We start from the raw sequence: 12,821 nt of genomic DNA, 5'->3' as shown, positions 1-12,821 counted from the left end.
ACCAGTGGTTAAAGTGCATGTCATGACGGCATACGAGCGGTTGTTCCGCCTGGACGGGCGGCGTGCGGTGATCATCGGGTCCGGGAGCGGCATCGGCAGGGAGGCGGCCCTGGCCCTCGCCGCGCACGGTGCCACGGTCGTGTGCGCCGACAAGGACCTGCAGACCGCGCGGGACACCGCCGAGCGGTGCGGCGGCACCGCCCGTGAGCTCGACGTGCTGGACACCGAGGCGGTCCGGGCGCTGGCCGGCGAGATCGCCGCCGACGTGCTGGTGTTCACCGCCGCCACCAACGTGCGCAAGCGGCTGCTGGACTACACGAGCGACGACTTCGACCGGGTCGTCGGCCTCAACCTGCGCGCGTCGTTCGAGGTGGTGCGGGCGTTCGGCGCGGGCATGGTCGAGCGGGGCGGCGGCTCGATCATCGGCTTCGCCTCCATCCGCGCCACCGTCACCGAGCCCGGCCAGAGCGTCTACTCGGCGACGAAGGCCGGCCTGGTGCAGCTGCTGCGGACCGCGGCGGCCGAGTTCGGCCCCTACGGGGTGCGGGTCAACGCGATCGCGCCGGGCGTGGTGGAGACCCCGCTGACCAAGCAGATCAAGGACAACCCCGCCTGGTACGCCGCGTACGCGTCGAAGAGCGCGCTCGGCCGCTGGGCCACCGCCGAGGAGATGGCCGGAGCGGTCGTCTACCTGTCGGGGGACGCCGCCAGTTTCGTCACGGGTTCCGTGCTCTACGTGGACGGTGGCTGGACCGCCGTGGACGGCCGCTTCGAGCCGCCCAACTAGGACCTGTTCCGTGCCGCCACGGCATTCCTCAGGCGCGGGCGAGCAGGACCGCGATGCCGTCCAGCATGCGATGGAGTCCGAACTCGAAGATGTTCTCCGGTTCCGACGCCTCGAACGCCTCGGGGCCGAACTCCGACACCATGGGCAGCCGGGCGTCGCGTATGGTGCGGTCGAACGCCTCCTGCCGGGCCGCCGCCCACTGCTCGCGGGTGTGGCGGGTCCTGCGTGCCGCCTGTGTCTCGTAGGCGAGCGGGGCCGCGGCGCTCTGCAGGTAGGTGCCGATCATGATGGCGATCTTGGCGAGGGTGGCGAAGTCCAGGTCGTGGCCGACCAGCGCGCGCATGCGCCAGTCGGTGTAGGCCATGAGGCCGGGGGCGTTCGGCGGCCGGGTCGTGGCGGCGACCAGGTGGAACAGCCACGGATGCGCACGATAGAGGGCCCATTCCTGGCGCGCTGACAGCTCCAGCTTCGCCCGCCAGCCGTCGGGCCCGGGCTCGGGCAGGGGACGGTCGCCGAAGACGGCGTCCACCATCAGGTCGTTGAGCTCCTCCCGGCTGCCCACGTACCGGTAGAGCGACATCACTCCCACGCCGAGGTCGGCGGCGATGCGCCGCATCGACACGGCGGCGACGCCCTCGCGGTCGGCGAGCGCGAGGGCGGCGCGGACGATGAGGTCCTGGTCCAAGACGGTGTCGACGCTGTCGGACGGCTGCCGGCGCGCTTCGACCGTGGCCGGGCGCTCGGCGAGCCTGGCCCGATAGGCCCGGGCCCGGCAGGCCCTGGAGCAGTACTGCCGGGGACGTCCCCGCTCCGTCGGGCGCAACGCCCGCCCGCACATCTGACACGTCGGCACTCTGAAGTTCTCCGAATCTTTTCGTCACGGACTTACTTCGTGACAAAACTATACTCCCTCCCTCTTGTCAGGCACTAATTGGCAGTGATGTACGGTGTATTTATGACTCGTGCAGCGTACGCGAATGAAGTGACGAACAAAACGACCCCCGCACTCGCACTCCGCCATGTGACGAAACGCCACGGTGCCGGCGACGCGGCTGTAACGGCGCTGGACCAGGTGTCGCTGTCGATCCCGCGCGGCACCTTCACCGCCGTCATGGGCCCGTCCGGATCGGGGAAGAGCACCCTGCTGCACTGCGCGGCCGGGCTGGATCGGCCCGACTCCGGATCCGTGGTCCTCGATGGCTACGAACTGACCGATGCGGACGAGACGGCCCTGACCAGGTTGCGGCGCGAACGCATGGGGTTCGTCTTCCAGTCGTTCAACCTGGTGCCCACGTTGACGGTGGCGCAGAACGTGGCGCTGCCCTTGGAGTTCGCCGGCCGCCGGGCCGATCCGCGGCAGGTGCGGGGGCTGCTCGCGCGGCTCGGGCTCGGTGACCGGATCGATCACCGGCCCGCCGAGCTGTCCGGCGGGCAGCAACAGCGGGTGGCCATCGCGCGGGCCATGCTGTCGCAGCCGGCCATCGTCTTCGCCGACGAGCCGACCGGGGCGCTCGACACTCAGGCCGCGCGCGAGGTCCTCGGCATCCTGCGCGAGGCGGTGAGCGGCACCGGGCAGACGATCGTGATGGTGACGCACGACCCGGTGGCGGCCTCGTACGCCGACGCGGTGGTGTTCTTCGCCGACGGGCGAATCGTGGACACCATGTCCCGGCCCGACGCGGCGGCGGTCGCCGCGCGGATGGCCGGCCTGTCGGCGCCTGCGGGCCGGAGCGGTGGCGCCCGATGAAGTGGAAGCTGGCATTCGCCACGGTCCGCGCGCACCGGGCCTCCTACCTCGCCTCGGCCGCCGTCATGGCGTCCGGGACCGCGCTGCTCACCGCGTTCGCGAGCCTGCTGGAGACGGGGCTGGCGACCGGCCGCGACAGCGGGTTCCTCATCATGCTGCCGGCGATCCTGGGCGGCTGGACCGTGGCGATCGTCGCGTTCGGCGTGATCTCCACCGTGTCCCTCACGATCCAGCACCGCGAGCAGGAGCTGGCGCTGCTGCGCTCGATCGCCGCCACCCCCCGGCAGATCCGGCAGAACATCGTGCTGGAGACGGCCATCACGGCCGTTCCCGCGGTCGCGGCGGGGCTGCTGCCCGGCGTCGGGCTGGGCGCGCTCGTCCTCGAGCGGCTGGTCGACGGAGGGCTGGTGGACGCCGGAACCCGGCTGGCGGCGGGCGAGGTGTGCGTCGCGATCGGCGCGGGCACCTCCCTGCTCGCGGCCCTCGCTGCGGCCCTGATCTCCAGTCGGCGCGCGGCCACCATCCCGCCCGTTAGGGCACTGGCCGCGGCCTCGGCCGCCACCCCCGCCCAGGCGTTGACCCGCGGCCGGGTGCTGGCCGGGGCGGTGCTGCTGGTCGTGGGGCTCAGTCTGTCGGCCGGAACGCTGTTCATGGAGAACGGGCCACTCCTGTCCAGTACCGCCGGGCCGGCGGGTGTCGCGGTCGCGGTCGGCCTGGCCCTGCTCAGCCCGGCGGCCTTCTTCCCCGCCCGGTGGCTGTCGGAGGCCCGGCTCGGGGCGACCACGCGGCTGGCCGCGCGTAACGTCCACGCCCGGGCCAAGCACAGCGGCAGCGTGGCGTCGCCGCTGATCCTCCTGGTCGGCATCGCCGGAGGCACGCTGTACATGCAGACCACCGAGGACAGCGTCCCCCACGCGGCCGGTGACGTCAGCTCACAGCTCGCTCCGGTGAACTACCTGGTCGTCGCCATGATCATCGCGTTCACGGCGATCGTGGTGGTGAACACGCTGATCGCGGCCACCCGGCGGCGGCGGCGCGAGTTCGGGCTCCTGCGGCTGTCGGCCGCCACCCGCGGGCAGGTGCTGGCGACCGTCGCCGTCGAGGGCGCGATGACGGCGGTCCTCGCGCTCGTGCTCGGCACGGTCGCCGCCGCGGCCACGACCGTCCCCTACAGCCTGGTCAAGACCGGATCGCCGATCGCGACCGGCCCGGGGTGGATGTACGCCGCCATCGCCGGCGGAGCGCTGCTGCTCGTCATGGCGGCCGCGATCCCGACCGCCGTGGGCGCGCTGCGTACCCGCCCGGTCGAAGCACTCACCGCGGCATGAACCGGCGGCGCGCCCGCGCCGCGTCCGACGACCGGCGCGTGGTCATGGAGGTGGTCATGGAGTTGGTCATGGAGTTGGAAGCCGCGGTTCAGGTGCTGGTCATCCGGGCGGCGGGAAGTGGTCACGCGAGGCCGTGACACTCCGCCCCATGCGTATCACCACTCCGCTTTGTCTGGCGGCGGCAAGTTTGTCCGTGTTCGCCATGGCGCCCGCCGCCTCCGCTCACCCCAAGCCCGCCGGTATCGAGCTGTCCTTGCTCGGCCGCCACTCTTCCGGCGCGGTCGGAGTCGGGGCGGCGGAGATCACTGCCTACGACGTGAAGACCCGGCGGGTCTTCGTCGTCAACGCGCAGCAGGGCACGGTGGACGTGCTCGACATCCGCGACCCGCGCGAGCCGCGCAAGGTCACCTCGCTCGCCACGCCCGGAGTCAACAGCGTGGCCGTGCACGACGGGGTGGCGGCGGTCGCCCAGCAGGCGGCGAACAAGACGGCCGCGGGCAGCGTCGCGTTCTTCGACGCCCGGACCGGCGCGAAGCAGCGCCAGGTCACCGTGGGGGCGCTGCCCGACATGCTGACCTTCACCGAAGACGGACGGCAGGTCGTCGTGGCGAACGAGGGCGAGGCCGCCTCCTACTGCGCGGACGCCGTCGACGACCCCGAGGGCTCGATCAGCGTCATCGACGTGCGGCGCGGCACCGTACGCACCGCCGGTTTCCGGGCCTGGAACGGCAAGGAGGACCGGCTGCGCGCCAAGGGCGTGCGGATCAGCGGGCCGGGGGTGAGCGCGGCTCAGGACCTGGAGCCGGAGTACATCACCACGGAGAAGGGCACCGCCTGGGTCACGCTGCAGGAGAACAACGCGCTGGCCGTCGTGGACCTCGACCGGGCCACGGTGCGCGACATCGTGCCGCTGGAACTCAAGGACCACTCGCGGCCCGCCGGCGCGCTGGACGCCTCCGACCGCGACGGCAAGATCGACATCCGGACGCACCCGGTCAAGGGCGTGTACATGCCCGACGCCATCAGCCACTTCCGCGGCCGCGGCCGGACCTACCTGGTGACCGCCAACGAGGGCGACAGCCGCGACTGGGAGTGCCACGCCGACGAGGTGCGGGTCAAGGACGCCGAGCTGTCGCCGTCGGCGTTCCCGGACGCGGCCGCCCTGAAGCGGGACACCGAGCTGGGCCGGCTGACCGTGCTGTCCGACTCGCCCAAGGACGCGGACGGCAGGTACACCGAGCTGCGCGTGTTCGGCGCCCGGTCCATCTCGGTCCGCGCCGCCGACGGCTCGCTGGTCTGGGACTCCGGCAGCGAGCTGGAGCGGCTGGTCGCGCGCGAGCTGCCCGGGCAGTTCAACTTCGACAACGAGGAGAACGACTCCTTCGACTCCCGCAGCGACAACAAGGGCCCCGAGCCGGAGGGCGTCACGGTCGGCGAGGTACGCGGCCGTACGTACGTCTTCGCGGGCCTGGAGCGGGTCGGCGGGATCGTCGCGTACGACCTGTCCGACCCCAGCAGGCCCCGGCAGGCCGGATACGTCAACACGCGTGACTTCGCCGGCGACGTCGAGGCCGGCACGGCGGGGGACGTCGGCCCGGAGGGCGTGCTCTTCATCGACGCGCACGACAGCCCGACCCGGTCGCCGCTGCTGGTGGTCGGCAACGAGGTGAGCGGCACCACCTCCGTGTACGAGATCAGGTCCTAGCCGGTCTGGACCATGAAACTCCGTCTCGCCGTCCAGCGGGCAGGTGACCGCGGCGAACGCCCCCTACAACGCCGGCATCGCGCCGGGAGCCTCGGTCTCCTTCGGGTTCCAGGCCACCCACACGGGCGACACCGCCAAGCCCGCCGCCTTCTCGCTCAACGGCACCGCCTGCTCGGCCGGCGCGCCGTAACCGCCGGGCCCTGCCGGACACGGTCCGGCAGGACCCGGCCTGGACATAATCCTATATAAAAGGTAGGAATAGCATGAAAGGATCCACGGCGTTCGAGGAGCAGCATGACAGCCCAGGTCACCGACACGGTCGCGTACGTCCACGAATGGCACGACTGGCACCAGCGACACGAGGCGGCGCTGGCCGATCCGCACGGGTTCCTCGCCGTCACGAACCTGCACTGGCTGACGCCCGAGCCGCAGCGCCTGCCTGACGCGCCGGGCGAGTGGTCGACCGGCGACGAGGGTGTCGTCGTGGCCCTCGGCGAGGGCGAGGAACTGGTCGTCGACGGGACGCCGGTACGCGGCAGGCACGTGTTCGGCGTCCTCCCCGAACGCGGGGGAGTCAACGCCACCTGGGGCGAGGCGGTGATCGAGGTGGCCAAGCGGGGCGGGCACGACATCGTCAGGCCGAGGCATCCGGACCACCCGCCGCGCGTCGCCTACGCCGGCACCCCGGCGTTCCCGCCCGCCTCCCGCTGGCTGGTCGCCGGCCGCTACGTGCCGTTCGACGAGCCCCGGCCGACGACCGTCGGGGCGGCGGTGGACGGGCTGCGGCATGTGTACGACGCGCCCGGCAGGATCGAGTTCGAGCTCGACGGACGCGCGCTGAGCCTGACGGTGTTCGCCGGCCACGCGCCGGGCAGCCTGATTGCCCTGTTCACCGACGCGACCTCCGGCGTGTCCACCTATGCCGCCAACCGCGTCCTGCAACTGGGGACGCCCGACGCCGACGGCGGCGTGCTCGTGGACTTCAACCGGGCCACGAACCTGCCCTGCGCCTACACCGACTTCGCCACCTGCCCACTGCCGCCGGCGGAGAACCGGCTACCCGTCGCGATCGAGGCAGGCGAGAAGATCCCGTACGAGCGCGGCTGACACCTCTCATGTGACTCGGATCACTCAGGCGCCCGGCCGTCCACTCCTGAGTCCTCATTTCGCAAAGGCAGGCCCACGACTAAGCCAATGCTTGCCTATGCATCTGTCGTGGGGCGGGCTGCCGCCTGCCCGCGCCCAGTGGTTCCGCCTGTTCATCCCGGTCTCGGACGAACCGCTGTCGCGGCTGCCGAACAAGATCAGCCCTCTGGCCTACGCCAGGTTCCTGACCATCCCCAAGGACTCCCGCCACGTCCTGCGCAACTACACCGTCCGCGCCTACCGGGCCGAAGGCCCCGAGATCGACGTGGACTTCGTCCTGCACGGATCCCCGCCACTGGGTCGGAGCAGGGGTGCCGAAGGAGCACATCATGTTCTGCGGCTACTGGCGGGCCGGGCGCGCCCACTGACGCGGACGCCGGAGGAGCGAGGAGAGTCGCGGCCTCCTACGATGCGCACATGCACGGATTCACGCTCACGGCCGAGGGCCCCTTCGACTTCGGCGCCTCGCTCCGCTTCGTCGAGGACTGGCCGGCGACCAGCGCCCTGCCCTCCGACGGGCGGGCGCTGCGCTTCGCCTACTGCGCGGAGTCGGACTGGCTGCCGGTCGGCGTGACCGTGACTTCCGCGCCGGACGGGGTCCGCGTCACGACGACGCGGGCCGTGGGGCCGGGAATCCGGGGCGAGGTGGCGCGGATCCTCTCCCTCGACGTGGACGGCGCCGGCTTCGCCAAGCTCGGCGAGGCCGATCCGGTGCTCGGCGACCTGCAGCGGCGCTCCCCCGGCCTGCGGCCGGTGTGCTTCTGGAGCCCGTGGGAGGCGGCGTGCTGGGCGGTGATCGTGCAGCGCTCGTCGATGGTCATCGCCGCCAAGCTCAAGCAGCGCATCGCCGAGCGGTACGGCGCGAAGGTCATCGTGGACGGGCGGGCGTACGCGGCCTTCCCTCCGCCCGTGACGCTGGTGGAGGCCAGTGGCCTGGGGCTGCCCGCGCAGAAGGAGGAGTGGCTGCGCGGGCTGGCCCGCGCGGCGCTCGACGGGGCGCTCACCACCGAGCACCTGCGCTCGGTGGGCCCGGAGGAGGCCCTGGCCGACCTGCGTGCCCTGCCCGGTGTGGGGCCGTTCTCGGCGGGACTGATCCTGATCCGCGGCGCGGGCGCGCCGGACGCGTTTCCGGGAGACGAGCCGCGCCTGTTCGCGATCCTGCGCGAGGCGTACGGGCTGCCGGAGGACGCGCCGCCGGCCGCGTACCGGAAGCTGGCCGAGGCGTGGCGGCCCCACCGCTCGTGGGCCTCGTTCCTGTTCAGGGCGGCCACCTACGGCGTCACGGACGAGCGGGCGGCGGGCGGCATCCCGGCCACCCGCTGACCCACATCAGGCGCGAGCGCCGTCAGGCGATCTCCAGCGCGGGCAGCACGTCGTTGGCGAGGGTTCCGATCCCCTCGATGCGGATCTCCACCTGGTCGCCCGGCGTCAGGGTGAACTCCTGGCCGGGAACCAGGCAGGTGCCGGTGGACAGGATCACGCCCTGCGGGTGGCGGTCCGCGCGGAACAGGTGGCCGACCAGGTCGTCGAGGCGGCGGTGGAGCTGGGAGGTGCTCGCCGCGCCCGACCACGCGACCACGCCGCCACGCGAGATCGACATCTCGATCGCCAGGTCGTACGGGTCGGGCACCTCCCAGGCGGGGCGGATGCCGGGCCCGAGCGCGGTGGCGCCCGCGTACATCTTGGCCTGTGGCAGGTAGAGCGGGTTCTCGCCCTCGATCGAGCGGGAGCTGACGTCGTCGCAGACGGTGTAGCCGGCGATCTCGCCGCTGGCCGTGACCACCACGGCCAGCTCGGGCTCGGGGACGTCCCAGGTGGAGTCGGGCCGCACGCCGATGGACTGGCCGTGGCCGCGCACCCGCCTGCCGATCGACTTGAAGAACAGCTCAGGCCGCTCGGCGTCGTAGACCCGCTGGTAGATGTCGGGTTCGGTGCTCTCCTCGACTCTGGCCTCGCGGGAGAGCCGGTAGGTGACCCCGGCCGCCCACACCTCGGTGTCGGCGTCGACGGGCGCGGCGGGCGTCACCTCGTCGAGTGGCTCGGAGGCGCGGTCGAGCAGCTCACGGAAGTGGCCGAGGTCGGCGGACAGCGCCTCGCCCAGCGAGAAGCCTGCGGGCAGCGCGGAATCGGCGCCCTCGGCGCGCACCGCCCAGCGGGAGGAACGAGAGCATCGGACGAGGTGCATGAGCGCCTTCCTGTCGAGCGAGCGGGCCCCGAGCGGGGCCCGTCCGGGTCGCGGCGCGCCCGCGCCGGGCTCGCCACGTCCGGCAGCCTACTCAGCCGGCGGGCGTCGGCCTCATGGTGGTGAGGCCGGGAGGCGTCAGGCCTTGTACTCGGGGTAGCCGTAGCCGACGACCTGGGACGTGGGCCGGACTCGCTCCTCGACCTTGCCGTTGCCGGTGTTGCCCTCGATCGTGGTGATCGTGCCGTTGCCGTTGTCGTGCTTGACCAGGCCGACGTGGTCGATGCCGCTGGTGCTCTTGCCGCCGTTCCAGTCGTAGAAGACGACCGAGCCGGGCTTGGCCTGGGTGCCCCAGTGCTGGTTGGCCTTGAACCAGTCGGCGTAGGTGACGGTGTAGGCGTCCCAGCCCATGGAGGTCCGGGCGCCGGCCTTCTCGCCGACCCAGGAGACGAACATGGCGCACCACGGGGCGTTGGCGTACAGCTGCGGGCTGCCGCCGCCGTCGCGGGCCAGCGTCTCGCTCGCGCGCGGGGAGGACATGTACCAGCTGTGGTACGGCGTGCCGCCACCGGCGGCGTTCTCCTTCACGCCGATCTGGGACTCGGCCACCTTCAGCACGGTCTGCGTGCTGATCTGGGTGTTCTTGGTCTGGGCCGCGGCGACGTTCTGGGACTGCGCGGGGTTGGTCTGCGCCGGGTGGTCCGCCGCGAAGGCGGGCGTGCCGACGATGGCCGCTCCGGCCGCGACACTCAGCCCGACAGCGAAGCGGGCGACGTTGGACCGGATATGGGCGCGGTTGAGGATGTTCTTGGCCATTCTGGGGGTGCTCCTTGCTTCCATGCCGCCTACCGGGTTAGCTGACGGGTTCGGGCGTGGAAGTGCCCTACGGAACGCTCAGGAGAGAGCGAACCGATTCACCCCAGAAATGAATGGGTCCCCGGTTTCGCGATTTCGCGGATTCGGCGGCCACGGCCTCTGCGGACGAACGTTCTCGCAGATGGGACGTGGTCTCGGCGATTGAACGGCCACGCTGGCATATCGTTAAACCCAAGCGTGCACCGCGGATGACTCAAAGGTAAGCGAACGGCATAGAACGATGCAAGTGACGCCCCTGACTCCCTAACGGGATGCCCTGTGCCATAGGCATTCGCGGCCCGATTCTTTACCTTTGCCCCCTTCCGGCGGACCCGGAATTCCGGCGTCAGGATCAGCTGAGACGGCCGGTCAGAAGCCTTCTGGCCTCCTGCGGTGCCCGGCCAGTTCGAGCAGGGCGTCGCGCGCGCCCCTCAGGACCGCCGGACGTGCCCGATGGCCGTGCCGGAGCGCGCGCACGGTCGCCCGGAGCAGACCGGGCAGGGCGAGGGTTTCACGCGGGTCCCGGATCCGGGAGTAGACGTCGAGGACGCGGCGCACGCCGCCAGGCCCTTCGGTCAGCGCACGCAGCAGTTCGAACTGGACGTGCGCCAGGCCGTCTCCGCGCCCGAGCAGGTTCGTCCAGTGATAGGTGTGCACGCACTGCTCGTCGCGCGAGCGCTCCCATGCCCGGGTGGCGCGGTCGAGCGCCGCAGGGTCGTCCAGGGCGCCGGCGACGCTCTCGCCAAGCAGGCGGGCGAACCGCACGGCGTCGCGGATCCCCTGCGCCGTGACCGGGTCCTTGAAGTGCCCGGCGTCGCCGGCCAGGACCCAGCCGGGCCCGGACGAGCGGCGGAAGTAGGACGGGTACTCGGCGGAACTGACGATCTTCGTGGTCCTCGTGCAGCCCTCCAGGCGCGTGGCGAGCCCCGGCACCAGGCCGACGGTCCGGTCGAACTCCGCCTCCAGGTTGCCCCGGAAGTCCGCGGCCCGCTCGACCGGCGGCATCAGGAGAACCAGTGACAGCCCTTCGTCACAGGGGAAGGCGTTGCCCAGTTCCCGGCCGGTCAGCCACATCGCGGCGGTGGAGCGCCATTCCTCCCGCGGGTCCTCGTAGTAGGCGTAGTAGCACGCCCTGCCGTTGGGGTGGGAGACGCGCGGACGCTCGGCGCCGACGAGGCGCGCGACGGTGGAGCGGCGGCCGTCCGCGCCGACGACCAGGCGGGCGCGGATCTCGTACTCCTGTCCCCCGCTCCCTCGCTCGTTCTGGTCGCGGACGCGCACGCCGACGGCCCGGCCGTCCTCCCAGAGCACGCCGGTGACGCGATGCCCCTGCCTGATCTCCGCGCCGGCCTCGCGGGCGTTCTCCACGAGGGCCGCGTCGAAGGGGGCGCGCCGCACGCACATGCCGTAGTCGATTCCGTCGACCGGGGTGTAGGCGCCGTCGGCCGCGTGGCCGGGCCCGCCGATGAAGGCGCGGGAGAGCCGGGGGGCGCCGATCTTCTCGACGCGTCGCAGGACTCCGGCGCGGGCCAGCTCGGCGACGCCTCCGGCGAAGAGCAGGTGGGTACGCTCGAACAGCGTGTGTCCGTCCGGCCGGGGCCGGCGTGCGCGAGCGACCGCTCAGGGCCGGATGATGGCCATCCGGGTGACCGTCAGCTCCTCGATGGCGAACCGGGGGCCCTCGCGGCCGATGCCGGAGTCCTTGACGCCGCCGTACGGCATGTTGTCGGCCCGGAAGCCCGGCACCTCGTTCACCACCACTCCCCCGGCCTCGATGCGCTCGATCGCGGCGAACGCCGTGGCCAGCGACCGGGTGAAGACCGAGGCGTGCAGGCCGTAGCGGGAGGCGTTGACCGTGGCGAAGGCGGCCTCCAGGTCGGGCACGGGCCGCACGCACACGACGGGCCCGAAGATCTCCTCTTCCCAGGCGGCGGCCCCGCCGGGCACGTCGGCGAGCAGGGTGGGCGCGATGGCCCGGCCGTCCCGCACGCCGCCGGTGACGAGCCTGGCTCCGGAAGAGGCGATCCAGTCCAGCACCCGGTCCGTCGCGGCCGGGTCGACGAGCGGCGCCACCCTGGTCTCGGGCGAGCGCGGATCGCCCACCACCACGTCCTTCATCCGCGCGGCGAGCAACTCGAGGAGCTCCTCGTGCACCGCCTCCTCGGCCACCACCCGCTGCACCGAGATGCACGCCTGCCCCGAGGCGTAGTAGCCGCCGCGCACCACGGCGTCGGCGGCGGCCTCCAGGTCGGCGTCGGCGGCGACCACGAGGGCGGCGTTCGAGCCGAGCTCCAGCAGCACCTTGGTGGGTGCGGCGTTGCGGGCGATGGCGTGCCCGGCGGCGGCCGAGCCGGTGAACGAGACGGCGCCGATCCTCCGGTCCTCCACCAGGGTGCGGCCCACCTCGATGTCGCCGGTGACGAGCTGCACCGCCGCCGCGGGCAGCGCGCCGGAAGAGCGCAGCAGGTGCACCAGCCAGAGCGTCGCCAGCGGCGTCGCGGGAGCGGGCTTGACGATCACCGGGCAGCCCGCCGCCACGGCGGGCGCGAGCTTGTGCGCGGCCAGCAGCAGCGGGTAGTTGAATCCGGTGATCCCGACCACGACCCCGATGGGCCGGCGCGTCCAGAACCCGATCAGCCCCTCACCCGACGGCAGCAGGTCCAGCGGCACGGTCTCGCCGTGCAGCCTGGCCACCTCCTCGGCGGCGGTGGCGAGGGTGACGAGCGTGCGCGCGACCTCGACCCGGCAGTCCACCAGGGGCTTGCCGGTCTCCAGCACGAGCAGCCGCTCGAAGTCCGCGCGCCGCTCGGCGAGCGCGTCGTGCGCGCTCATCAGCGCGGCGCGGCGGGCGTGCGACGGCAGCGCGGCCATGGCGGGGGCGACGGCGAGCGCCTCGTCGACCGCCCGCGCTGCCAGCGCGACGTCCCCGACGGGCGCGCTCGTCACGACGGATCCGTCGTACGGGAAGATCACGTCAGAGTACGCCGGAGCTTCGGCCCAGCCGTCCCCGACGGGCAGGCCGGATGGCCATGCGTCCTCAAATTCCGGATATTTCATGCTGTCCCCCAATA

General features: G+C 72.3%; 12 protein-coding genes, 2 pseudogenes and 1 riboswitch. Of the genes and pseudogenes, 9 read left to right on the top strand and 5 right to left on the bottom strand.

Going from position 1 to position 12,821, the window contains the following annotated elements:
- The first annotated feature begins 22 nt into the window (after window positions 1–22).
- A complete protein-coding gene (locus V5E28_RS05895) occupies window positions 23–787 on the top strand; it encodes an SDR family NAD(P)-dependent oxidoreductase (protein ID WP_336205337.1) in 765 nt (254 codons plus the stop codon).
- A 28-nt stretch (window positions 788–815) separates the two neighbouring features.
- Here V5E28_RS05895 and V5E28_RS05890 read toward each other — a convergent pair whose 3' ends face one another.
- A complete protein-coding gene (locus V5E28_RS05890) occupies window positions 816–1,640 on the bottom strand; it encodes a TetR/AcrR family transcriptional regulator (RefSeq protein ID WP_336205336.1) in 825 nt (274 codons plus the stop codon).
- A 102-nt stretch (window positions 1,641–1,742) separates the two neighbouring features.
- Between V5E28_RS05890 and V5E28_RS05885 the strand changes: the two genes are divergently transcribed.
- The 8 genes and pseudogenes from V5E28_RS05885 (at window position 1,743) to V5E28_RS05850 (ending at window position 8,036) form a co-directional block, all read left to right on the top strand.
- Complete coding sequence (locus tag V5E28_RS05885) at window positions 1,743–2,534, top strand: ABC transporter ATP-binding protein (RefSeq protein WP_442945774.1); 792 nt, start codon at window positions 1,743–1,745, stop codon at window positions 2,532–2,534.
- Window positions 2,531–3,862, top strand: a complete 1,332-nt coding sequence (locus V5E28_RS05880) for an FtsX-like permease family protein (protein WP_336205334.1) — start codon at window positions 2,531–2,533, stop codon at window positions 3,860–3,862. The genes V5E28_RS05885 and V5E28_RS05880 overlap by 4 nt, the downstream gene beginning before the upstream one ends.
- On the top strand, window positions 3,859–3,999 hold the full coding sequence (locus tag V5E28_RS05875; RefSeq protein ID WP_336205333.1) for a hypothetical protein: 141 nt from the start codon (window positions 3,859–3,861) through the stop codon (window positions 3,997–3,999). Before V5E28_RS05880 ends, V5E28_RS05875 begins: the two co-directional genes overlap by 4 nt.
- Window positions 4,000–4,010: 11 nt before the next feature.
- The gene (locus V5E28_RS05870) at window positions 4,011–5,567 is read left to right on the top strand and encodes a choice-of-anchor I family protein (RefSeq protein ID WP_336205332.1); all 1,557 of its coding nucleotides are present in this window, start codon (window positions 4,011–4,013) and stop codon (window positions 5,565–5,567) included.
- A gap of 34 nt (window positions 5,568–5,601) precedes the next feature.
- Window positions 5,602–5,757, top strand: a pseudogene (locus V5E28_RS05865) (cellulose binding domain-containing protein); the annotation flags it as partial.
- Between the two features lie 104 nt (window positions 5,758–5,861).
- Window positions 5,862–6,674 carry a DUF1684 domain-containing protein gene (locus tag V5E28_RS05860; RefSeq protein WP_336205331.1) on the top strand — a complete coding sequence of 271 codons (813 nt, stop codon included), beginning with the start codon at window positions 5,862–5,864 and terminating at the stop codon, window positions 6,672–6,674.
- 97 nt (window positions 6,675–6,771) lie between these two features.
- A pseudogene (locus tag V5E28_RS05855) lies at window positions 6,772–6,993 on the top strand (siderophore-interacting protein); the annotation flags it as partial.
- A gap of 137 nt (window positions 6,994–7,130) precedes the next feature.
- Window positions 7,131–8,036 carry a DNA-3-methyladenine glycosylase family protein gene (locus V5E28_RS05850; protein ID WP_336205330.1) on the top strand — a complete coding sequence of 302 codons (906 nt, stop codon included), beginning with the start codon at window positions 7,131–7,133 and terminating at the stop codon, window positions 8,034–8,036.
- 22 nt (window positions 8,037–8,058) lie between these two features.
- Here V5E28_RS05850 and V5E28_RS05845 read toward each other — a convergent pair whose 3' ends face one another.
- The 4 genes from V5E28_RS05845 to V5E28_RS05830 all read right to left on the bottom strand — a co-directional run bounded on the left by V5E28_RS05845 (window position 8,059) and on the right by V5E28_RS05830 (window position 12,807).
- Window positions 8,059–8,898: a fumarylacetoacetate hydrolase family protein gene (locus V5E28_RS05845; RefSeq protein ID WP_336205329.1), complete on the bottom strand. Its 840-nt coding sequence runs from the start codon at window positions 8,896–8,898 to the stop codon at window positions 8,059–8,061.
- A gap of 135 nt (window positions 8,899–9,033) precedes the next feature.
- Complete coding sequence (locus V5E28_RS05840; RefSeq protein ID WP_336205328.1) at window positions 9,034–9,711, bottom strand: CHAP domain-containing protein; 678 nt, start codon at window positions 9,709–9,711, stop codon at window positions 9,034–9,036.
- Window positions 9,712–9,722: 11 nt separating this feature from the next.
- Window positions 9,723–9,870, bottom strand: a riboswitch (cyclic di-AMP (ydaO/yuaA leader).
- A gap of 249 nt (window positions 9,871–10,119) precedes the next feature.
- Window positions 10,120–11,247 (bottom strand): NAD(P)/FAD-dependent oxidoreductase, encoded by a 1,128-nt coding sequence (locus V5E28_RS05835; protein ID WP_442945776.1) that lies wholly within the window; start codon window positions 11,245–11,247, stop codon window positions 10,120–10,122.
- A gap of 123 nt (window positions 11,248–11,370) precedes the next feature.
- Window positions 11,371–12,807, bottom strand: coding sequence for an aldehyde dehydrogenase family protein (locus tag V5E28_RS05830; RefSeq protein ID WP_336205327.1), 1,437 nt, complete (start codon window positions 12,805–12,807; stop codon window positions 11,371–11,373).
- Window positions 12,808–12,821: the final 14 nt, after the last annotated feature.

Origin of the sequence: Nonomuraea sp. LPB2021202275-12-8 (assembly GCF_037044575.1) — a bacterium.
GTDB lineage: Bacteria > Actinomycetota > Actinomycetes > Streptosporangiales > Streptosporangiaceae > Nonomuraea.
This window is presented reverse-complemented; position numbering and strand designations above follow the sequence as displayed.